Source organism: Hungatella sp. L36, assembly GCF_014288035.1.
This window is the reverse complement of the sequence record NZ_JACOPC010000006.1, coordinates 231,623-254,387: the sequence shown is the minus strand read 5'-3', so window position 1 is coordinate 254,387 and position 22,765 is coordinate 231,623. Positions and strand designations below refer to the sequence as shown.

General features: G+C 52.3%; 22 protein-coding genes. 20 read left to right on the top strand and 2 right to left on the bottom strand.

All coding sequences use genetic code 11. The features are described from left to right. The first annotated feature begins 16 nt into the window (after positions 1–16). From H8S80_RS16770 to H8S80_RS16690, 17 genes are all read left to right on the top strand, one after another. Positions 17–1,150, top strand: coding sequence for a LuxE/PaaK family acyltransferase (locus H8S80_RS16770; RefSeq protein ID WP_117632561.1), 1,134 nt, complete (start codon positions 17–19; stop codon positions 1,148–1,150). Further along, positions 1,137–2,339: an acyl-CoA reductase gene (locus tag H8S80_RS16765; RefSeq protein WP_117632562.1), complete on the top strand. Its 1,203-nt coding sequence runs from the start codon at positions 1,137–1,139 to the stop codon at positions 2,337–2,339. The genes H8S80_RS16770 and H8S80_RS16765 overlap by 14 nt, the downstream gene beginning before the upstream one ends. Positions 2,340–2,558: 219 nt before the next feature. After that, the gene (locus tag H8S80_RS16760; RefSeq protein ID WP_117632563.1) at positions 2,559–3,248 is read left to right on the top strand and encodes a YczE/YyaS/YitT family protein; all 690 of its coding nucleotides are present in this window, start codon (positions 2,559–2,561) and stop codon (positions 3,246–3,248) included. Positions 3,249–3,434: 186 nt separating this feature from the next. Further along, positions 3,435–4,937, top strand: coding sequence for a YjjI family glycine radical enzyme (locus H8S80_RS16755; protein ID WP_002603803.1), 1,503 nt, complete (start codon positions 3,435–3,437; stop codon positions 4,935–4,937). Beyond that, entirely contained in the window at positions 4,934–5,764 is an 831-nt protein-coding gene (locus tag H8S80_RS16750) for a YjjW family glycine radical enzyme activase (RefSeq protein WP_117632564.1), read from the top strand. The genes H8S80_RS16755 and H8S80_RS16750 overlap by 4 nt, the downstream gene beginning before the upstream one ends. 324 nt (positions 5,765–6,088) lie before the next feature. Further along, positions 6,089–6,826 carry a Crp/Fnr family transcriptional regulator gene (locus H8S80_RS16745; protein ID WP_025531879.1) on the top strand — a complete coding sequence of 246 codons (738 nt, stop codon included), beginning with the start codon at positions 6,089–6,091 and terminating at the stop codon, positions 6,824–6,826. Positions 6,827–6,868: 42 nt separating this feature from the next. After that, on the top strand, positions 6,869–7,990 hold the full coding sequence (locus tag H8S80_RS16740) for a BMP family lipoprotein (RefSeq protein WP_117632566.1): 1,122 nt from the start codon (positions 6,869–6,871) through the stop codon (positions 7,988–7,990). 36 nt (positions 7,991–8,026) lie between these two features. Further along, positions 8,027–9,574, top strand: a complete 1,548-nt coding sequence (locus tag H8S80_RS16735; RefSeq protein WP_002603807.1) for an ABC transporter ATP-binding protein — start codon at positions 8,027–8,029, stop codon at positions 9,572–9,574. Then, positions 9,558–10,631: an ABC transporter permease gene (locus H8S80_RS16730; RefSeq protein ID WP_243007935.1), complete on the top strand. Its 1,074-nt coding sequence runs from the start codon at positions 9,558–9,560 to the stop codon at positions 10,629–10,631. The genes H8S80_RS16735 and H8S80_RS16730 overlap by 17 nt, the downstream gene beginning before the upstream one ends. A 1-nt stretch (position 10,632) precedes the next feature. Then, positions 10,633–11,571 carry an ABC transporter permease gene (locus tag H8S80_RS16725; protein WP_002603809.1) on the top strand — a complete coding sequence of 313 codons (939 nt, stop codon included), beginning with the start codon at positions 10,633–10,635 and terminating at the stop codon, positions 11,569–11,571. Between the two features lie 131 nt (positions 11,572–11,702). Next, the gene (locus tag H8S80_RS16720) at positions 11,703–13,196 is read left to right on the top strand and encodes a sulfatase-like hydrolase/transferase (protein ID WP_029466402.1); all 1,494 of its coding nucleotides are present in this window, start codon (positions 11,703–11,705) and stop codon (positions 13,194–13,196) included. A gap of 2 nt (positions 13,197–13,198) precedes the next feature. Continuing rightward, on the top strand, positions 13,199–13,639 hold the full coding sequence (locus tag H8S80_RS16715; RefSeq protein ID WP_002603811.1) for a cytidine deaminase: 441 nt from the start codon (positions 13,199–13,201) through the stop codon (positions 13,637–13,639). Beyond that, positions 13,636–14,958, top strand: coding sequence for a pyrimidine-nucleoside phosphorylase (locus H8S80_RS16710; protein ID WP_117632567.1), 1,323 nt, complete (start codon positions 13,636–13,638; stop codon positions 14,956–14,958). The genes H8S80_RS16715 and H8S80_RS16710 overlap by 4 nt, the downstream gene beginning before the upstream one ends. Before the next feature lie 20 nt (positions 14,959–14,978). Next, positions 14,979–15,632 carry a deoxyribose-phosphate aldolase gene (gene deoC / locus H8S80_RS16705; protein ID WP_117632568.1) on the top strand — a complete coding sequence of 218 codons (654 nt, stop codon included), beginning with the start codon at positions 14,979–14,981 and terminating at the stop codon, positions 15,630–15,632. A gap of 219 nt (positions 15,633–15,851) precedes the next feature. Then, positions 15,852–16,352: an acetolactate synthase small subunit gene (ilvN, locus tag H8S80_RS16700; RefSeq protein WP_002603814.1), complete on the top strand. Its 501-nt coding sequence runs from the start codon at positions 15,852–15,854 to the stop codon at positions 16,350–16,352. 106 nt (positions 16,353–16,458) lie between these two features. Then, a complete protein-coding gene (gene ilvC / locus H8S80_RS16695; RefSeq protein WP_002603815.1) occupies positions 16,459–17,469 on the top strand; it encodes a ketol-acid reductoisomerase in 1,011 nt (336 codons plus the stop codon). 212 nt (positions 17,470–17,681) lie between these two features. Next, complete coding sequence (locus tag H8S80_RS16690; protein ID WP_117632569.1) at positions 17,682–18,254, top strand: GNAT family N-acetyltransferase; 573 nt, start codon at positions 17,682–17,684, stop codon at positions 18,252–18,254. A gap of 36 nt (positions 18,255–18,290) precedes the next feature. On the opposite strand, the gene H8S80_RS16685 is transcribed toward H8S80_RS16690, so the two are convergent. Continuing rightward, entirely contained in the window at positions 18,291–18,920 is a 630-nt protein-coding gene (locus H8S80_RS16685) for an NAD(P)-dependent oxidoreductase (protein WP_117632634.1), read from the bottom strand. Positions 18,921–19,092: 172 nt separating this feature from the next. Here H8S80_RS16685 and H8S80_RS16680 point away from each other — a divergent pair, with 172 nt between their 5' ends. Continuing rightward, entirely contained in the window at positions 19,093–19,413 is a 321-nt protein-coding gene (locus tag H8S80_RS16680; RefSeq protein WP_117632635.1) for a winged helix-turn-helix transcriptional regulator, read from the top strand. Between the two features lie 159 nt (positions 19,414–19,572). Here H8S80_RS16680 and H8S80_RS16675 read toward each other — a convergent pair whose 3' ends face one another. Next, a complete protein-coding gene (locus H8S80_RS16675; protein WP_002603818.1) occupies positions 19,573–20,469 on the bottom strand; it encodes a LysR family transcriptional regulator in 897 nt (298 codons plus the stop codon). Between the two features lie 435 nt (positions 20,470–20,904). On the opposite strand from H8S80_RS16675, the gene leuC reads away from it, so the two are divergent. Further along, entirely contained in the window at positions 20,905–22,170 is a 1,266-nt protein-coding gene (gene leuC / locus H8S80_RS16670; RefSeq protein ID WP_055652938.1) for a 3-isopropylmalate dehydratase large subunit, read from the top strand. A gap of 20 nt (positions 22,171–22,190) precedes the next feature. Continuing rightward, positions 22,191–22,676: a 3-isopropylmalate dehydratase small subunit gene (gene leuD / locus H8S80_RS16665; RefSeq protein ID WP_002603820.1), complete on the top strand. Its 486-nt coding sequence runs from the start codon at positions 22,191–22,193 to the stop codon at positions 22,674–22,676. The last annotated feature ends 89 nt before the right edge of the window (positions 22,677–22,765 follow it).

Here is a 22,765-nt window from a genome sequence, read left to right as displayed (position 1 = left end):
CGACGGGAGTAAAAGGATGGATTACAGATTTAAGCTGTGTTTTTGCAGGGATATCTATGATCATAAACAGAATAACAGAGCTTTTATGGAGGCAGTCCACAGGAATGTGGACTGCCATCTCTTAAAGTGCGAAGATTACAGGCGGATTCTGGAGAGACGGGGATTCTCTCGGGAGGATGGAAAACGGGTGACGGATGCGGGGGAGGTGCCGTGCATTCCGACCCTGTTTTTTAAGTACCACGATCTGCATTCCATGCCGGAATCCGCTATGGTGGTAAAGGCCACCTCCTCGGGGACAAAGGGAGTGAAGAGCCATATCGGATTTGACAAAAAGAGCCTTTTCTTCGGTGGAATCGCCGCATGCCGGGTCATCGCCCGCCACGGGCTGTTTTCCATGCGTCCTGCCCGTTATGTAATTCTGGGGTTTCCGCCCGGAAAGGACAATCAGACGGCGATCAGCAAGACCCAGCGGCTCAGCACGATGTTTGCCCCGGCGCTCAGCCGGCGGTATGCGCTGCGAAAGGGAAAGAACGGATACCGGCCCGATTTTAAGGGGCTGATGGCAGCCCTCCGGCGTTATAGCGGAGGAAGGGCTCCGGTGAGGATTATCGGCTTTCCGGCATACCTCTATTTCCTGTTAAAGGAGATGGAGCGAAGAGAAATCTTTCTCCGCCTGCCCAGGCATTCCATGATTATGGTCGGCGGCGGCTGGAAGCAGTTTTACAAAGAGACGGTGGACAAGGCGGAACTATACCGGCTGTGTGAGAGGCATCTCGGTGTGCCGGAAAGTCATTTCCGGGAGTTTTTCGGAGCGGTGGAGCATCCGGGCGTATACTGTGACTGTCCGAACCACCATTTCCATGTTCCCGCCACGAGCCGCGTCGTAATCCGGGATGTGGATACGCTGGAACCAGTCGGCTATGGAAAGGCGGGACTGGTTAATCTAATCAGTCCGCTGGCTGAAAGTATCCCTCTGGTGAGCATACTGACCGATGATCTGGGCGTCCTGCACCGCGGATGTGAATGCGGCTGCGGAATGGAGGCGCCGTACCTGGAGATCATCGGCAGGACCGGTGTCCCCGATATCCGGACCTGCGCGGCCGGTGCGGGAGAACTGTTAAAGGAGGTGGGACGGAGTGCATTCCATTGATCTGGAAAAAAAGACAGCGGCCGCACTGGAGAAGCCCCCTCTATCCAGAACCGTGGTAATGAGAGCCTGCGGCCGGTTAGCCGGACTCTTGACCGGAGGCGCGTATGACGGCGAGATCCGGGCGCGCGGGCTGGAGAAGCTTCTGACGAGAGAGAGAATCTGTCAGGCGGCTTTTTTCCTGCGGGAGGATACGCTGGAGAGAAGGGTGAAGACAGAGCTTTTGGGCCTTCAGAACCGTTTTCTCATGCCTCTGGGCGTCCTCATGCACGTGACCGCCGGCAATATGACCGGAATCGGAGCCTACAGCGTGCTGGAGGGCCTTCTGGCCGGCAACATCAATCTCCTGAAGCTCTCTTCCGAAGACGACGGGCTTTCGGTGTTCCTGCTTCAGGAGCTGATCCGTATCGAGCCCGTGCTGGCGGACTATATCTATACCTTTCGGATTCCCTCCGGGGATCGGGAGAGGCTCTTAAAGCTCTTAAGGCTCTCCGACGGCGTGTGCACGTGGGGCGGCGACGAGGCCATCCGGGGAATCCGGAGCCTGGCTCCCGCGGGGACGAAGCTGATCGAGTGGGGACACCGGATCAGTTTTGCCTATGTCACCGAAGCGGGCCGCAGCAACGGGGAAACGTTGCAGGCCATCGCGGATCACATGGTACGGACCAGCCAGCTGCTGTGCAGCTCCTGCCAGGGAATCTATGTGGAGGCAGAGGGGCGGGAGGCCGTGGATTTCAGCCGCCGTTTCCTAAGGCTGCTGGAACATTCTTATGAGGAGTATGGGAATAAGGAAGTGGGATTCCGGGGCTGCAGCACCATCCGGATCTACCAGAAGGAACTGGAGTCCGCCATGACGGGGGAACGCATCTTCCGGGGACGCGGCGTCAGCGTCACCCTGTCGGAGGAGCCGGGGCTTCAGCTGTCGCTGATGTACGGCAGCTGCTGGGTGAAGCCGATGAACAGGGAGAAACTCGTAAAGACCCTGAGAAAGGATCGGGGGCGGCTTCAGACCGCGAGGCTGGTCTGCCTGGAGGAAGAGGAAACGGAGCTGGTCCGGATGCTGGCAGGAGCAGGGGTAAACCGGATTCTGACGGGACGGGATAAGGAGGCGGGAGAGCAGTTCGGAAGCCACGACGGCGAGTATCCGCTGATCCGGTATTCCCGGATTATCGAGACAGACGTTTCACTGTGAATCTGCCGGAGCGGGACGTTTGAGGCAAAACGCAGAAGGAAAGCCTTGTGGCCTGAATCTAAAATATTTTTAGGTAATCTAAAATATTTTTGTGCAATGTGATGATTTTTCAGTCCTATGTTAAGCTACAATGTCCATTGAAGTGTGCATTTTTTCGTGTTATGATAAAATAACAAAAAAAATTAGAAGACAAAAATAATTTTTAGGAGAGATGCGCGCATGGATCATCACGTGATAATGAAAAAGTACCGGATGTTTTTGTATGGAATGATTGTGGCCGCTTTAGGAATCAGCATGATCACAAAGGCGGAGCTTGGGACGTCTCCGATTACGAGTCCGTCCTATGTCCTGACGTTTATCTTTCCTTACAGCCTGGGAGTCTTCGTACTGGCAGTAAACAGTACCCTGTTTCTTTTCGAGTGCCTCGTACTGGGGCGCAGCTTTAAAAAGATACAGCTGCTGCAGCTTCCGGCTACGCTGATCTTTTCCGCCTGTATTGACGGATGGATGTGGGTGCTGTCATTCTGGACTCCGGTGTTCTATGTACAGAAGGTCCTTCTGCTTCTCGCCGGATGTGCGGCCCTGGGACTGGGGGTAGCGCTGGAGGTGGTGCCCGATGTGCTGATTCTTCCGGGAGAAGGCCTCGTCCGCGCGATATCACGCAGGAAAAACTGGGATTTTGGCATTGTAAAGACATGCTTTGATATGAGCCTTGTCCTTACGGCCGTTCTCCTTTCCGTTCTGTGTCTGGGACATGTGGAAGGGATCAGAGAAGGTACAGTGGCCGCGGCCTTCCTGGTAGGCGGCATTTCCAAATTCTTTATCCGCCATATCACGGAATTTGACAGGAATCACAGAGCGCTTTTTGTGCGCGAGGAAGAGGAGATTCTCCTGGTGCCGGAAAAATAGAGACGGGCTGAAACGGTCCTTCGTATCCCATTGCGGGAGCGGAGGGCCGTTTTTCATTTTTCGGCGATTCCCCGTTATAATGTGACACCTGTCATATTACCGCCGATTTGGCAATGGTATAATGATCCTATAGAATCAATGGAACGTTTGAAAACAATCGGAAGCTTTAAGAAAGGACAGGATCATATGGAACAGAACCGGGTACTGGATGTGCTCACATCCAAAGAATTAACGTATGAGCAGAAGGTATTTTCACTGGCGAAGGAAGCGGAAGACAGCCTTTCCGTACTGGACATTCCGCCGAAGACCAGGCAGTATTTTGAGACAGGCGCGCTGAATGATTTGTTTGAGGGACATGCGCCCTACCGCCCAAGGTATATCATGCCGGACTATAAGAAATTTGTGAAACAGGGGAGCGAATTCCTGCGGGTAGAGCCTCCGAAGACGTTTGACGAGCTTCTCACGGGACTTCAGATCCTCTATCACCATGTGCCCTCCATCACGGGATTTCCCGTATATCTGGGAGAACTGGACACTATGATCGAGCCGTTTATCGAGGGGATGGCGGACGATGTGGTGAAGGAAAAATTAAGGCTGTTTCTGATCTTTCTGGACAGGACGATTACAGACAGCTTCTGTCATGCCAATCTGGGATCGAGACCGACCAGGGCGGGGCGGATAATTCTGGAGCTGGAAAAGGATCTTCAGAATACCGTTCCGAACCTGACCTTAAAGTACGATCCGGAGGTCACCCCGGATGAGTATGCGGAGCTGGCCGTCGCCACCTCCCTTACCTGCGCCAATCCGGCGATCTGCAACGATGCAGACAACCGCAGCACCTACCCCTGTGAGTACGGGATTTCCAGCTGCTATAACATTCTTCCGGTGGGCGGCGGCGCCTACACGCTGTCTAGGATTACACTGACCGAGCTGGTCAAGAGCGCGGAGTCCGTCGACCAGTTCTTACAGGAGTTGCTTCCAGACTGCCTGGAGGCGGTGGGAAACTATATGAATGAGCGGGTGAAGTTCCTCGTGGAGCGCTCCGGCTTTTTCGAGTCGTCGTTCCTGGTGCGGGAAGGGCTGATTGAACGGGAAAAATTCGTGGGCATGTTCGGCGTGACCGGACTGGCGGAATGTGTCAACGCTCTGATGGCCGACACGGGAGAGCGGTACGGACACAGTGAAAAAGCAGATGAACTGGGACTGCAGATCATGGAGATCATTCGGAAGTTCGCGGCGGATTTCCCGGCTGTTTATTCGGAGATTGGCCAGGGCCATTTCCTTCTTCACGCCCAGGTCGGCTTAGACAGCGACAAGGGAATCACCTCCGGCGTGCGCATTCCTGTGGGAGATGAGCCGGAGAACCTGCTGGATCACCTGCGCCACAGCGCCAGATTCCACGAATACTTCCCGACGGGAGTGGGAGATATCTTCCCCTTTGCCGTCACGGCCAGGAAGAATCCGGGAGCTCTGGTGGACATTGTGAAGGGGTCCTTCCAGCTGGGCGTCAAATACATGAGCTTCTATGCGTCCGACAGCGATTTGGTCCGGATCACCGGCTTCCTTGTGAAGCGCAGCGAGATGGAAAAATACAGGAACCACGACGTCGTTCTTCAGAACACCACCGTGCTTGGCAGTAAGAATTACGACACCAATCACCTGGAGATGCGAAAGGAGCGTATGGCGTGAAAGCCCCGGTCAATAAGATCATCCCGGTCAGTGTGGTAGACGGCCCGGGTAACCGGACCGCCGTGTTTCTTCAGGGCTGCAACATTTCCTGTGCGTACTGTCATAACCCGGAAACGCAGAAGTTATGCACAGGATGCGGTATCTGTGTGGACGGATGTCCGGCGGGAGCACTGGCCCTGAATGGCAAAACGGTGTCATGGGATGAAAAAAAATGTGTTTCCTGCGACCGGTGCATAGCCGTCTGCCCGAATTACGCCTCTCCGAAGATCCGGGAGATGAGCGCAGAGGAGGTCTTTGAGGAGGTATCCGGAAATCTGCCGTTTATCCGCGGCATTACGGTATCCGGCGGAGAATGCTGCCTCTATCCGGAATTTTTAAAGGAGCTGTTTGGCCTCTGCAAAGAAGCCGGTTTGTCCTGTCTCATCGACAGCAACGGGATGGTGGATTTCTCCCTCTATCCGGAACTGCTGGAGCTTAGCGACGGCGTGATGCTGGACGTGAAGAGCTGGGATCCAGAGGTTTACCGGAGGCTGACGGGTGCAGACAATGCCGTTGTAAAAAAAAACCTGGAGCTTCTCTGGAGGAAAAATAAACTGGAGGAGATCCGCATCGTCTGTCTTTCCGGGGAAAGCGATTACGAGGAAGTGCTGAGAGGGATCGCCGGTCTCATGGGAAGCCCGGTCACGGCAAGAGTCAAGCTGATCCGGTTCCGGCCCTTCGGCGTCAGAGGCAGGCTGAGCGGCGCATCGGAGCCTGACGACAGGGTGATGCAGGAGCTGGCGGCATGGGCCGGCGAGATGGGATATCGGAATGTTGTGCTTACATGATTCATGGAGATACAGAAAAAATGGGACTTTTCCTTGCAGTTTATGCGTGGAAAAGTCCCATTTTTTTATATACTTTATGCAAACCTGATAATTTCTATTTTCCAGATTTTACCTCATATAAAAAATATAGCATTTAGCATATACAAAATGCACAAAAATAAGGACGAAAAAGATACAAAATATAAAAATAGCTTAGGTGTGACATGTGTCATAGCAGTAAAATTGACTGGCGTGTATGATAAAGCTACAGAAAGCAAGAAAAAATAAGCAGTTCGTTGTGATATAATGATGCAGACCAAAAAGGTACAGAAAGGAAGCCAGAAAATGAAGACAGAAAAAACATCTGGTCAGCTGAGAGAGCTTTTTCGAGTTGCATACGTAGAAAATCAGGACCAGGCAGTGAAAACCCATGAACTGGACCGGTTTTTAAATCCATGTATCACGATGCGGACGGTGAAGAAGGGAGAGGATATTGTCCGGCCGACGGATAAGCTTCAGTCAATTATTATGGTTGTAAAGGGAGGGGCCCATTTCACCCGCGTTTCCACAGACGGAAACACCAATATGCTCGCGGCGGTCAACGCTCCGTTTTTTATTGGGATCACGCAGCTGGTATCAAACGATAAGGAGTACTATTCCCAGATCATTGCTGCAAAAAACTGTCTGCTCCTTTACATTGACTGCAACTACTTTTTAAAGGAAATCCGGGAGGACGGAGAGGCGGCCCTGGTGGTCATTCGGGATCTCGCCAAAGTGGTGGAGAGAAACCATACGAGGATGGACCGAATGGTATTTTTAAAAGCCTCCAACAATTTAATGGCATACATTGAAAGCAAATGGAATGAAGGCGAGACCAGCCGAAAGGACAGGCAGCTCATAATCAGGGAGCGCCACGGAGTGATTGCCGCGGATCTCAGCGTAAGCGTGAGAACGCTGTACCGTTCGATCAACAGCTTGAAAGACGAGGGACTTTTATCGGTACAGAAGGGCGGCGTTCTGATAGTGAATGAAGCGCAGATGGAAGAGATGAAGCGCAGACTTGTAAAATTGGGAAAAATGTAATTAACATTTATAATTTATATAAGAGGAGAAGGAGAAAAGATTATGAGACATTACAAAAGGATCGTTTCAACATTACTGGCGGCAGGCATGGGACTGTCACTTCTGACCGGATGTCAGAGCGGCCAGCCGACAGGCGGAACTGCGGCAGCAGAAAAGACGGAAACAAGCGGAAAAGCGGAAGCGGCCTCCGAGGACGGCGCACAGGATAAGAAATCAGATCTGGTGGTCGGAATGATTGCCAGCGCGTTTGGAACACAGAGCTACAACGATGACGTACTCGCCGGAATGGAACTGGCCGAGAAGGAGCTGGGCGTGAAGGGAATTCCGCTGGAGGTTCCGGAGATATCCGACTCTGCAAACAGCCTGCGCACACTGATCAGCCAGGGCGCCAACTTCATCATGGTACCGTCTTCCGAATATAAGGATGGAATGCTGGAAGTGGCGGCTGAGAACCCGGAGGTAAAGTTCCTGTATCTGGCCGAAGCCATTGACGGCGGCGGAAACATCATGTCGGTTGCTTACCGTGAAAATGAAGCCGCATTCTTAGGCGGCGCGCTCTCAGGACTGATGACGAAGACCAACAACGTCGGCGCCGTTATGGCCGTTGGTGAGACACTGCAGTACCGCTATCAGTTCGGATTTACCGCAGGCGTCAAGGCCGTGAATCCGGAATGCGAGGTTCAGTCCGCATTTACCAACAGCTACACCGATGTGGGACAGGGCAGCGAGGTTGCGAAGATCATGTACAACAAGGGTGCGGATATCATCGGAACGTATTCCGGCGCATGCAACCTGGGAGTCTTCAATGCGGCCAAGGATGCAGGTGAAGGAACGTACTGTTTAGGCGCAGCCAACGGACAGTTTGACAAGATGCCGGATAAGATTCTCGCTTCCGTAGTAAAACCGGCAGACCAGGCTATTTTATCCATTCTGAAGGAATACCAGGAGACAGGCGTCTTCGATACGAGCGTACCGATGTCCCTGGGCCTGAAGGAGGGCGGCGTAAAGCTGTTATTTACTAACAATGAAGAGCTGTTAAAGCTGATCCCCGATGATGTAAAAAGTGCCATCGACGATCTGACTGCAAAGGTAGAGTCCGGAGAAATCAAGGTTCCTTCCAACGAAGAAGAGTTTAACAGTTTTACTTACCAGTATGCGAAATAGCCGCGTATCGAAAATCAGAGAACGGAGGTGCCTGAAGTGGGGAGCATCATTGAACTGAAGGGGATTACGAAACGGTTCCCGGGAATCGTTGCCAATGATCATATATCGATCAGCTTTGAAGAGGGAGAGATCCATACGCTCGCCGGAGAAAACGGAGCGGGAAAATCTACGCTGATGAACATCCTATACGGGCTGTACCAGCCCGATGAGGGGGAACTGCTGATCCGTGGGGAACCGGTTAAATTCAGCAATTCCAAGGATTCCATCAGACATAAGATCGGAATGGTTCATCAGCATTTCATGCTGATCCCAAAACTGACGGTGACGGAGAATATCATCGTCGGACAGGAGATCGGCACGGCCTTAAAGGTGGACCGGAAGAAGGCCGGGGAGACGATTGGCGCGCTGTCAGAACAGTACGGACTGAAGATCGATCCCAACAAGAAGGTGGCGGATTTATCCGTTACGGAACAGCAGCGTGTGGAGATTTTAAAGGTGCTCTACCGGGAAGCGGAAATCCTCATTTTCGATGAGCCGACGGCGGTGCTCACACCGCAGGAGATCGATGAATTCTGCGACATCCTGCTGAAGCTGAAGGAAAAAGGAAAGACCATAATCTTCATCAGCCATAAGCTGGCGGAGGTGATGAAGATATCCGACCGGATCACCGTGATCCGGCTGGGAAAAGTCGTGGGAACCGTGGAAAAGAAGGAGACTGATTCGGCCGAGCTGACCAGAATGATGGTGGGCCGTGATGTAAACCTTGGAAGGCGCAGCCGCCGCCAGTTTGAGAAGGCGGAAAATATCCTGGAGGTAAGGGATGTCAGCTATACGGTCGACAAAACAATTAAGAAACTGAAATCAATCAATCTGGAGCTGAGAAAGGGCGAGGTTCTCGGGATTGCAGGCGTGGATGGCAACGGCCAGGAGGAACTGGTAAATGTCATATGCGGAAAGCTGATGCCCGACAGCGGCAGCGTCGTGATGAATGGGAAAGATATCACAAAGGACAAAATCCGCGACAGAAAGGACCACGGACTGGGGCTGATCCCGGAGGATAGGCACAGGGACGGTCTGGTTCTGGAATACAGCATTGCCAACAATCTGATTCTGGGCCTGCAGTACCATGAAACGTTTGCGAAAAATGGAATCTGGCTGAATTTTAAGAAGATCCACGACACGGCGGAGGAAATGAAGGAGCAGTTCGATATCCGCTGCGCCAGCGTCGATGTAAACGCCGGTACGCTGTCCGGAGGCAACCAGCAGAAGATCATCATTGCAAGGGAGGCCTCCAGGGATCCGGATGTGCTGATTGCGGTCCAGCCCACCCGCGGCCTGGACGTGGGTGCCATGGAATTCGTTCAGAAAACACTGCTGGAGCAGCGGGATAAGGGAAAAGGCGTGCTTCTTTTCTCCCTGGAGCTGGACGAGATTCTTTCGGTCAGCGACAGGATTGCGGTTATCTTCAAGGGGGAGATCATCGACGTTGTGGACGCACAGAGCGTGACGCGTCAGGAACTGGGAATGATGATGCTCGGATCCGTAAAAGGAAAAGGAGGTACAGAAGTTGGGACAGCAGGTTAAAACAGGAAAACAGATGCCGGCAAAGTTTCGGGAGGTAGGCCTTAATTTTCTGATCTCCTTAATTGCGCTGGTTCTGGCAATTATAACAGGCGGAATTATCATCTGGCTGTTCGGCAACAATCCGATCGAGGCGTATAAAGCGCTGATTCAGGGCGCCTTCGGCACACCGATGGCATTTACCCAGTCTCTGACAAAATCGGTTCCGCTTCTGCTCACGGGACTTGCAGTGGCTCTGGCCTATAAATGTACGGTATTCAACATCGGCGCCGAGGGACAGCTTCTCGTGGGAGCGATTGCGGCGGGCATTGCGGGAACCCTGTTTCCGATGCCGGGGATCTTAAATATTCCCTTCGTTCTGATCGTATCCATGCTGGCCGGCATGGTCTGGGCGTTTTTCCCGGCCCTCCTAAAGCAGAAGGCCAATGTCAACGTCGTAATCAGTACCATTATGTTCAACTATGTAGGCCAGTATCTGGTGCAGTACTTAATCCTGGGGCCGTTTAAGGCGGAGGGCGCTGCGTCGGCCACGAGACCGATTCAGGCCACGGCCATGCTTCCGAAGCTGCTGCCGTCGCCCTACGTGCTGAATCTGGGCATTGTGATCGCCCTGACAGCGGCCGTGGTCGTCTACTTCCTTTTAAACCGTACCTCATTGGGATATGAGATGTGTGCGGTGGGATTAAACAAAAATGCATCCCTCACCAACGGCATCAACGTGGAGCGCAACATGTTCTTCGCACTGCTGATGAGCGGCGCGTTAGCCGGTCTTGCCGGAGGAATTGAAGTAACAGGAACCATGGGAAAGGTCATCAACGGTTTCTCTGCAAACTACGGCTTCAGCGGAATCCCGGTTGCCTTAATGGCGCGCAACAATCCGTTTGCGATCATTCTCACGGCGCTTTTAATGGGAAGCATGCGCAGCGGATCTCTGATGATGCAGTCCAGCGTAGGTGTCTCCAAAAACATGGTGGATATCATCCAGGGACTCGTAATCGTATTCCTGTGTGCGGAAAATGTGATCCGTTATTACATAAAGAAGGGGCGGGGAGGAAAATAATATGCTGAATTTCTTGATTTTTATGCTGGCTTCCACATTGCGAATGGGAACTCCAATCGCGCTTACCGCCCTGGGCGGGCTCACCTCAGAACGCTCCGGTGTTGTCAATATCGGTCTGGAAGGAATCATGCTGGCAAGCGCCTTCGGTGCGGTGCTGGGAAGCTATCTCACAGGGAACCCGTGGATTGGCGTGCTGACGGCCATACTGGTCGGTGTTTTAATCTCGGCGATACACTCGGTGATCTCCATTACCTGGGGCGGCAACCAGTCAGTCAGTTCCATGGCGCTGGTGCTCCTTGCAACCGGATTTTCCGGTGTGGGACTGAAGGCGGTCTTTGGGCAGCAGGGCAGCTCTCCGCAGGTTCCGAGCCTGGAGCATACGCCGATTCTTTCGTCGATTCCGGTGGTGGGAGGATTTTTATCCGATTTGTCCCCCTTCGTGTATATCGCGTTTCTGGCGCTGATTCTGATTCACTGTATGTTTAAATACACCCCCCTCGGACTTCGGATCATCACCGTGGGTGAGAACCCGAAGGCAGCCGAGACGGCCGGCTTATCCGTTCACAAGATCCGGTATTTCTCCGTGATCCTGTCCGGTGTGCTGGGCGGGCTGGGAGGCGCGTTTCTCTCACTCGGACAGATGAACTTATTCCAGGAGGGAATGGTGGCAGGCCGTGGTTATCTGGCTCTGGGAGCCGTTACCATGGGACGCTGGTCGCCGATCGGGGCCTTTGCCTCGTCCATGTTCTTCGGACTGTTCAGCGCGATACAGCTCTACGTGCAGACAATCCCGGGAAATCCGGTGCCCAGTGAGTTTATCCAGATGATTCCGTATCTGGCCAGCCTTTTGGTTCTTGCCGTCAGCTTAAAGAAGAACAGCAGCGCGGTGGGAATCGCCGCCAGCGGCAAGCCATACACCAAGTTCGTCCAGCAGCGGTAGCTGCCTGGCAGCCCGCGGTCACAAAGCGCGGGCTGCCGAATACGGCGCGGTCATCAGACAAACGCTGACCGCGTATTTTTTTAACCCAATTTCAAGAAAAGTTATCAAAAAGACAAGGAGAATATGTTAAAATGTCACAAAAACCCAATATCATATTTATACAGAATGACCATCAGGCATATTACCATTGGGAATGGGAAAACGGTCCGGTACCGATGCGTCCGAACTTCATGAAGCTGGCTGCCGAGGGCGCCTGTTTCACTCATTCCTACTGTGCGACACCGCTGTGCGGCCCGACGAGGCGTACCATGCTGACCGGCCTGTTTGCCCATACCCACAAGCAGTATCACAACTATACGGACCCGCCATACGATCACGAGGTTTATCTCGATACGCTGGCGGAAGCGGGATACGACAATTACTATTTCGGCAAATGGCATGCTGGTCCGGGCGCGGCGAATGAACATCACTGCAGCGGATTCTCCAGAACCGATTACAGCAACCCTTATATTCAGCCGGAGTATAAGGAATATTTAAAGCGGTACAACTTACCGCAGGCGCTCCATCACATCGACCGTTACTTCGACATTCCTGAGATCAGCAGCCGCGGCGACTGGGCGGAATGCGCAGATGATGTGGATTACCAGTGCAAGGCCAACTGGTGCGGCGAGCACGCAGTGGGAAGCACACTCACTCCAAAGGAAACCCATGAGTCCTTCTTCCTGGCCACGCTGGCCTGCGAGCAGCTGGAAAAGCTGGCAAAGTCGGAGAGTGACCAGCCATTTTCCTTACGAGTGGATTTCTGGGGACCTCACCAGCCTCATTTCCCGACGCAGGAATTCCTCGATCTGTATCCGAAGGAAGACTTCGTTCTGCCTGAGTACGGCAGCTACCGGAACCGCCTTCAGGGAAAACCGGGCGCATATTACCGGGAGAGAAGTTCACCATTCGGAAAAGATGACCAGTTAATCATTCCAAGCGCCGTAAACTGGGATGAATGGACGGAGATTATCCGACATGCGTTTGCACACATCACCATGCTGGATGCGGCAGGCGGAATGATCGTCGACAAGTTAAAGGAGCTGGGCCTGGATAAGAATACGATGATTATCTGGACAACGGATCACGGCGATGCGCTGGCCAGCCAGGGCGGCCACTTTGACAAGGGCTCCTATATGTCCGAGGAAGTCATGAGAATCCCCTGTGCGGTCAAATGGGACGGCGTGATTCCGGCAGGCCAGGTTCGGGATGAACTGATCAGCACCGTCGATTATCCGGTTACAATTCTCGATGCGGCAGGAACCGCCTTTACAAAGAATAAAGTCCACGGCAGAAGCCTTCTGCCTCTGCTTACCGGAAAGACGGACCAGTGGGATGACGACCTGATGGCAGAGACCTTTGGCCACGGGTACGGAGAAGATATCAACAGCAGAATGCTGGTTCACGGCGATTACAAGCTCATCGCCAATAAGGAAAGCATTGCGGAACTCTACAATCTGAGGACAGACCCGTTCGAGTTACATAATCTGTATGAAGATCCGGCCTTTGCCGATGTGAGGGCCGATTTGGAAAACAGGCTCCGCGTATGGCAGAAACGGACCGATGATCCGGTGGAGGTACTGTAGAAATGGATGAAAAAATCACGCAGATGCTGATAGAAGAGGCGGCGGAGGCCAGAAAACAGTCCTTCTCCCCCTTTTCCGGATTTGCCGTGGGAGCGGCGCTTATGACGGCAGAGGGAGCGGTCTACCGAGGCTGCAATATCGAGTGCAGCGGTCTGACGGCCAGCAACTGTGCGGAGCGCACCGCATTTTTCAAAGCGGTCAGCGAGGGAGAACGAAATTTTAAGGCGATCGCCATAGTGGGCGGTCCCAGTGACAGGGACGTGGAAAGCCTCTGCTATCCATGCGGAATCTGCCGCCAGGTAATGGCGCAGTTCTGCGATCTGGATTCGTTCCGGATTATCGTTGCGGCAGACCGCACCCATTGGGAGGAGTGTACGTTAAGGGAGCTTCTCCCCCGGGCGTTCCGGAGACACTGTATGGCGGAAGGGAGCGAAGAATCATGAGAATGTATGATGTTATTATGAAGAAACGGGATGGAGGAGTCCTGACCGACGAGGAGATCGGGTACTTCGTAAATGGGTATACAAAGGGAGAGATACCGGATTACCAGGCGTCCGCCCTGCTGATGGCCATCTATTTTCAGGGGATGAACGAGCATGAGACCGCTTTTTTGACGGGCTGTATGGCGGCATCCGGCGATGAGATCGATCTGTCGCCCATTCCCGGAATCAAGGTGGATAAACACTCCACCGGCGGCGTGGGAGACAAGACCACCATGGTGATCGGGCCTGTGGCTGCTGCCTGCGGCGTTCCTGTGGCGAAGCTTTCCGGCAGAGGACTGGGACACACGGGCGGTACTCTGGATAAGCTAGAGGCCATACCGGGCCTCTCAACGTCTCTGGACCAGTCGAAATTCTTCGATATGGTGAAAGAGATCGGTATCGCCGTGGCCGGGCAGACGGGGAACCTGGCGCCGGCGGATAAGAAGCTGTATGCGCTCCGGGACGTAACTGCCACGGTGGATAATATTTCCCTGATCGCGGCCAGCATCATGTCCAAGAAGATCGCCTCCGGTTCCGACCGCATTCTTCTGGATGTGAAGACGGGAAGCGGCGCATTTATGAAGACGCTGGACGATTCCATCGCGCTGGCCAGGGAGATGGTGGATATCGGCACGAACGTGGGACGGGAAGTCGTCGCCCTGGTCACCGATATGGACCGTCCTCTGGGCAGAAATATCGGAAATGCCCTGGAGGTCATGGAGGCGGTTGCCACACTGAAGGGCCATGGCCCTGAGGACTTCACGCAGATCTGTCTCGCCCTGTCGTCCAACATGCTGTATCTGGCCGAGATGGGAACCATGGAAGCGTGCACCGCCATGGCGAAAGAGGCGATTAAGTCCGGAAAGGCATTCGAGAAATTCTGTCAGATGGTGGAGGCTCAGGGCGGAGACGCTTCCTATGTGAGAAAGCCTGAGAAATTTACTGTCTCGCCGGTGGAATATGAACTGAAAGCAGAAAAAAGCGGCTATATTACCGCCATGGATACGGAGAAGATCGGGATGGCGGCCGTGGAGCTGGGGGCCGGCAGAAGAAAGAAGGAAGACTCCATCGATTACGGTGCAGGCATTATTCTGAATGCGAAGATCGGTGACCGTGTGGAAAACGGACAGACGATCGCCACGCTGTATACCTCGGCGGTAAGCCTCTTATCGGGAGCCATCAGCTTGTTAAAAGAGGCGGTCGTGATCGGAAAAGAGCAGCCGGAAGCGGAAAAACTGATCTATGCGAGAATCACAAAAGACGGCGTGGAACGATATTAGAGAGAGAGGATAGAATAACTATGACATATGCTGAGATGCTTCATTGCGTGGACCATACCCTGTTAAAGGCCTGTGCTTCATGGGAGGAGATATGCAGACTGTGTGACGAGGCGGCCGAATACCAGACGGCATCCGTCTGTGTGCCGCCCTGCTATATTAAGAGAATCCGTGAGACGTATCCGGACCTGACGATTTGTACGGTTGTCGGCTTCCCGCTGGGATACAGCGTGACAGCAGCCAAGGTCTGTGAAGTGAGAGAGGCTCTGGCGGACGGTGCGGATGAGATCGATATGGTGATCAATTTGACCGATGTGAAGAACGGAGAGTATCAGAAGGTTGAGGACGAGATCAGAGCCTTGAAGGAGGCCACAGGCGACCGTATTTTAAAGGTTATCATCGAGACGTGTTATCTCACGGAGGAAGAAAAGACTGCCATGTGCCGCGCGGTGACCAATGCGGGGGCGGATTTTATCAAAACCTCCACCGGATTCGGAACCGCAGGCGCCCTGCTCTCCGATATCGGGCTGTTTAAGGCAAATATCGGGGAGAATGTTAAAATCAAGGCCGCCGGCGGCGTCAGAACGCTGGAAGACTTAAAGAATTATGTGGAAGCGGGCTGCAGCCGCGTAGGCGCCAGCAGTGTGGTAAAGCAGGTGGCAGAGCTTCAGAAGTAAAAAGTGGATCAATGGTTCCTGCAAGATAGTCCGGACCTGGCGAACGCGCCTGCATTTGGCGCGAACGAGGGGCCGGACTTTTCTGCGGCTCACCATATTCCCTCAGTCATAAAACGGAAGTATAACCTGAATTTATAATACACATTACTTTTATGTAGTTGACAAATAGAAGCAAGGTTGTTATCATTAAAATTACTATACAAAAAGGCGGGGATATGAATGGAAAGAATCGTATTATCGTTGCTGGTTGACAATACTTCCGGTGTTTTGAGCCGTGTGGCAGGGCTGTTCAGCCGCCGTGGCTACAACATTGAAAGTCTTACCGTGGGTGTCACCGCGGATGAGAGATATTCCAGAATGACAGTGGTTTCCATTGGAGACCAGGAAATTTTGGACCAGATCGAGAAACAGCTTCGCAAGCTGGAGGATGTGCGCGACATTAAGGAATTGAAGCCGGGTCATTCCGTATACAGGGAGCTGATCTTAGTCAAGGTCCGGGCCAATGCCAGTGAAAGGCAGGCGGTCAGCGCTATCGCGGATATTTTCCGTGCCACCATCGTCGATGTCGGCAAAGATTCTCTGACAGTTATGCTGACGGGCGACCAGTCAAAGCTGGACGCGCTCATCAATCTGTTGGAAGACTATGAGATACTGGAGCTGGCGAGAACCGGTCTTACGGGACTCTCAAGAGGGTCTGATGACGTCCGTTACTTACCATAGTTTTATGAAGTTAGCTAGAGGTATTGCCAAAGGCGGACAGAGAGTCGTCGGCATAGTTCCTTTAACAATAATAATATGAATACATATATGAGGAGGAAATAAAAAGATGGCAAAGATTTATTATCAGGAAGACTGTAACTTATCCTTATTAGAGGGAAAGACCATTGCAGTCATCGGATACGGCAGCCAGGGACATGCACACGCATTGAATTTAAAGGAATCCGGCTGTGACGTAATTGTAGGACTTTATGAGGGCAGCAAGTCATGGGCAAAGGCAGAGGCACAGGGCTTAACCGTTTATACAGCAGCAGAGGCAGCAAAGAAAGCCGATATCATCATGATCTTAATCAATGATGAGAAGCAGGCAGCCATGTACAAGGAATCTGTAGAACCGAATCTGGAAGAGGGCAACATGCTGATGTTTGCACACGGCTTCGCGATCCATTTCGGACAGATCGTACCTCCGAAGAATGTAGATGTTACCATGATCGCTCCGAAGGCACCTGGCCACACCGTAAGAAATGAGTATGTGGTTGGCAGAGGAACACCGTGTCTCGTAGCGGTTCATCAGGATTATACAGGCAAGGCAAAAGATATGGCACTGGCTTACGCGCTGGCATTAGGCGGAGCAAGAGCAGGCGTTTTAGAGACAACCTTTAAGGTAGAGACAGAGACAGATCTTTTCGGCGAGCAGGCTGTATTATGCGGCGGTGTATGCGCACTGATGAAGGCTGGCTTCGAGACTCTGGTAGAGGCTGGATATGCGCCTGAGAACGCTTATTTCGAGTGTATCCATGAGATGAAGCTGATCGTAGACTTAATCTTTGAGAGCGGATTCGCTGGAATGAGATATTCCATCTCCAATACGGCTGAGTACGGCGATTACATCACCGGACCGAAGATCGTAACAGACGAGACTAAGAAGGCGATGAAGCAGATCCTGACAGATATCCAGGATGGTTCCTTTGCTAAGGACTGGCTGCTTGAGAACCAGGTGGGCTGTTCTCACTTCAACGCGATGAGAAGAAAAGAAGCGGAGCATCCGGCTGAGAAGGTTGGTGCTGAACTGAGAAAGCTTTACAGCTGGAATGACGGCGGCAAGCTGATCGATAACTAATTAGAATACGCGGGAGATGGAAGGTAACTGCCATCTCCCGCCTTTTTTTATTTCACAGGAAAGTTCGTCCTATGAAATAAAAACCCTCCGGGGGATGCGCACTCCGCGCTAAAGAAATATGGCCGCTGAAGCGACCGCGCTCCGGCGCGAGAGTCCGGCTCGCCGGACTCTCTTGTATGGCGAATCGTAAGTATATCTAAGGAGGCTGTGTGATGAAACATTTGGGAACGAAGAGAGTAGAGACAGAGAGGCTGATATTAAGACGGTTTACAATGGATGACGCGGATGCAATGTTCCGCAACTGGGCCAATGACCCGGAGGTAACGAAGTATCTGACATGGCCGGCTCACACATCGGTGGAGGTTTCAAGAATGGTGCTGGAAAGCTGGGTGTCCCAATATGATGACAACGCAGTTTACCAGTGGGCGATTGTGCCCAGGGACATCGGTGAGCCGGTCGGAAGCATCGGCGCAGTCCATGGCAGAGATGAGATCGCAATGGTGCACATCGGCTACTGCATCGGGAAAAAATGGTGGCAGCAGGGGATCACATCGGAGGCGCTGGCCGCCCTGATCCGATTTTTCTTCGAGGAAGCCGGAATGAACCGGGTAGAGTCCCGCCACGATCCTCATAATCCCAATTCGGGCCGCGTGATGAAAAAGTGCGGAATGAAGTATGAAGGGACTATGAGGCAGGCGGATATCAATAACCAGGGAATCTGTGATTTCTCTGAATACGGGATTCTGGCCGAAGACTATTTCGGCGGAAAGCAGGCAGAGAAATAGAGCGAACCGCAGACGGTAAGAGGGAATGGGGCCGGGCTATGCTTCTATCACAGAGATCCGTTCTCTGATATGGCTTCCGTTTATGGCCTCTTCGATCATGGCGGAAGCATAGTCCGCGTAGCTGATCACGCTTTCTCCCTTCGCATTCAGGAAAAGTTCTTCCCCGCCAAACAGATATTTTCCAGTCTCCCCGCCGTCCGCGCGGAAGTCACAGGCAGGACTCAAATAGGTCCATCTGACATCCTTGCGTTTCCGGAGTTCATCGAGGGCCTGCCCCATGCTGCCTGCCAGAGGTACGAAGGCCTCGGGAAAGTCGGGTCCATCCATGACTTGCGCCGTATGATCGGGGTTGACGTAGAGGCTGCCGGCTCCGCCGACGACCAGCAGGCGGGTCCCGGTACCGCTCAAAAGATCACATAGATGCTTTAAGGACGAGCTGTGCTGCGGCAGTGTTTCCGGAGTCCATGCGCCGAAGGCGTCAATAACCGCATCGAAGCCCGCCAGATCTTCCGGAACCAGGGAGAATAAGTCCTTCTTGATAACGTTTTGGGCCGAGCTTCTGTTTTCCCCTCGGACAACTGCGGTGACCTCGATCCCGCGTTCCACCGCTTTTTCAACAATCAGCCTTCCTGCTTTTCCGTTTGCACATACTACCGCCATTTTCATAGATTTCATTGATAAGATCCTCCTTAAAATGTAATTGGACTTGTTTTTTGGTGTTTATAGAATTATAATAGGGCTGTACAGCAAAAATGTAAAGTAAGCACTTTTTTGTGCTATAGGTACCTAAAAGAAACTATGAATGAGAAACCAGACAAAACAGGAAATGGAGGAAGCAATGGAAAAGATATTGCCGGCATGTCCGGTTGAGACGACGCTGATGCTGATCAGCGACAGATGGAAAGTGCTGATTATCCGGGATTTGTTAGACGGTACGAAGCGTTTTGGGGAACTGAAGAAATCCATCGGTTCTATTTCCCAGAAGGTGCTGACCTCCAATCTGCGGGAGATGGAGGCGGATGGACTGGTGAACAGAAAGGTCTACGCGGAGGTGCCTCCCAGAGTGGAGTATACACTTACAGATACAGGCTGCAGTTTAAAGCCCATTCTGGATGCGATGGTTGATTGGGGGATGGAGTATAAGAGAAAGCTGAACTGAGTATAAAAATGTGAAAAAAGAGAAAATAGAGAAAAAGAGAAATAGAGAAATAAGAAGGGACCGCCTGGGACAACAGATAACTGCTGTCTCCATGCGGTCCGAATTATGCCGGTATCGCAATATCCAATTTTCGCAATATCCAGTTTTCGCGATATCCGGTTACGAGATCGGAAAACTGTCACAGAAGGATAAGAAATCCTCTAACGCTCTGGAAGTCCCCCCTGGATTATAGGCGAAGCCGATGGTACGCTTTTTGATCGGCCATTTCATGGGAATCGTGACCAGTGTCTTTTTGTCCAGCTCTTCCTGAACGAACTCCCGGATCACACAGCCGATTCCGAGGCCAATCTTGGCGAACTCGATCAGAATATCCATGGTGTTTACCTCCAGCACCTGGCCGGGGACGATCTGATGCTCGCTTAAGTACTCGTCGATGTATTTTCTTGTCATGTTGTTCCGGTCCAGAAGCAGGATGTTGCCGGTCTGGAAGATATCTGTATTTCGGCCTTCCCGCAGGTATAAGTTGTCCAGATACGGCTTTGTGGATACGAAGATATCCTGAATGTTCATCACCGGGACAAAGATCAGCGGTTTCCTGCTGGACGGTTCGGCGATAAGCCCCAGATCGATGTGCTGCTGTTCCAGCATGGCGATGGTGTGGGTGGTGGACTGGCTCTCGATGGTGATCTTCACATGCGGATACTTTTCGATGAAGCCCTTTAAGTAAGGGAGCAGGATATATTTACAGAGTGTGTTGCTCACTCCGATGCGCAGATGGCCGATATTAAAGTCCTTGATCCGCTTCAGCTCATTTTCCCCGCGGCTCAGTGCCTCGAAGGCGGATTCCGTATGGTGAAAGAGCAGTTCACCCTCGCTGGTCAGCTGAACGCCTCTGGAATTCCGGGTGAAGAGGGAGACACCTAAACTGTCCTCCAGCTTGCTGATAGATTTACTGATGGCGGGCTGACTGATGTAAAGCTCCTTGGCGGCCTTGGAGATGTTTCCGGCCTTTGCCACTTCGTAGAAAATCTTATATTGCGAAAGGTTTTGTTCCATATATGCCTCTTTTCCTGGTATCCGTTCCGGTTGGCTCTCTGCCCTGTGCGGCGCGCTCTGGTCCGTCCCCGTCCAGCCGGTCTGCCCGACCGTTCCAGTTCCGGTTTCGGGTATAAGCGGTTCTAAACGTGCAGGATTTTTCTAAAAACCAGAGAAAATGCCCAAACTCGCTGCGCTCAGACAGGTGGGCATTTCCCCTGAACGAAAAATTCTGCGCGTTAAGAACCGCTAATACCCTGCAAAGTCACAGGAACGGTCGGGCAGACCGGCTGGACGGGGACGGACCAGAGCGCGCCGCACAGGGCAGAGAGCCAGCCGGAATGGTATAACTGACTATTATATTAAGTATTCATATTATGTATTTCTATTATATCAATAAGTATGTTAGAATGTAAAGCAGAAAATGAGAACAGGGTTTGAAGGAGGATATAGATTATGGGAATGACAATGACCCAGAAAATTTTAGCGGCTCATGCGGGGCTTTCGGACGTGAAGGCCGGACAGTTGATTGAGGCGGATTTGGATCTCGTATTGGGGAATGATATCACCTCTCCGGTGGCTATCAACGAGATGAAAAAATTCGACACAGAGACAGTTTTCGACAAGGATAAGATCGCTCTGGTTATGGACCATTTTATCCCGAACAAGGATATTAAATCAGCAGAAAACTGCAAGTGCTGCCGTGACTTCGCATGCAGACATGAGATCAGCAATTACTTTGACGTGGGACAGATGGGAATCGAGCACGCGCTGCTCCCGGAAAAAGGACTTGTGGTAGCTGGTGATGCAGTGATCGGCGCCGACTCACATACGTGTACATACGGCGCTCTCGGTGCATTTTCCACCGGTGTGGGAAGTACGGATATGGCGGCCGGTATGGTGACGGGAAAAGCATGGTTTAAGGTACCGTCCGCGCTGAAATTCGAGCTGGTTGGCAAACCTGGCGGCTGGGTCAGCGGAAAAGACGTCATTTTACATATTATCGGCATGATCGGCGTGGATGGCGCTCTCTATAAATCCATGGAATTCACCGGCGAGGGAATTAAGAACTTAACCATGGATGACCGCTTTACCATCTGTAACATGGCCATCGAGGCGGGCGGAAAGAACGGGATTTTCCCTGTGGACGACCTGGCGGTTCAGTACATGAAGGAGCACTCCAAACGGGAGTTCACCGTGTATGAGGCCGATCCCGATGCAGAGTATGACGAGGTCTACACCATCGATTTATCGGAACTGAAACCGACAGTGGCGTTCCCGCACCTTCCGGAGAATACAAAGACCATCGGTTCCTTCGGTGATATCACGGTGGATCAGTCGGTGATCGGTTCCTGTACCAATGGGCGAATCGACGATATGAGAATCGCTGCAAAGGTGATGAAGGGCAGAAAAGTGGCGAAAAATGTCCGCTGTATCGTAATTCCTGCAACACAGGAGATCTACCTGCAGGCCATGAGAGAGGGACTTCTGGAGATCTTTATCGAGGCGGGAGCGATCGTGAGCACACCGACCTGCGGACCGTGTCTGGGTGGTTACATGGGAATTCTGGCAGCAGGAGAACGCTGTATCTCCACAACGAACAGGAACTTTGTAGGCCGTATGGGCCATGTGGATTCTGAAGTGTATCTGGCAAGCCCGGCGATCGCGGCGGCCAGCGCCATCACTGGAAAGATTTCAGCGCCGGAAGAACTCGGCTTATAAGGAAAAAGGAGGACAGATTAATGAAAGCGACAGGTTCCGTTTTTAAATATGGGGACAATGTGGACACGGATGTCATCATTCCGGCCAGATATTTAAATATTACAGATGGATATGAGCTTGCCAAACACTGTATGGAAGATATCGACAGCGATTTTGTGAAAAATGTAAAAAAAGGCGATATTATCGTAGCGAATAAGAATTTTGGCTGCGGCTCCTCCAGAGAGCATGCGCCGCTCGTAATCAAGTGCGCGGGGGTCAGCTGTGTCATAGCGGAGACTTTTGCAAGAATTTTTTACCGCAACGCTATCAACATCGGCCTGCCGATCATCGAATGCCCGGAGGCTGCTAAGGCCATCACTGCGGGTGACGAGGTGGAAGTCGATTTTGACAGCGGCATCATTACGAATAAGACGACGGGACAGTCCTATGAGGGCCAGGCATTCCCGCCGTTTATGCAGAAGATTATTTCTGCAGGGGGATTGATTCCATATATAAATCAGAAGTAGGGTACCGTCCCGAAAACGGAAGCCGGAGGAGCCCGGATATACCAGAGACAGCATTCTGGCATATCCGGGCTTCTCTTTCATGATTTGCT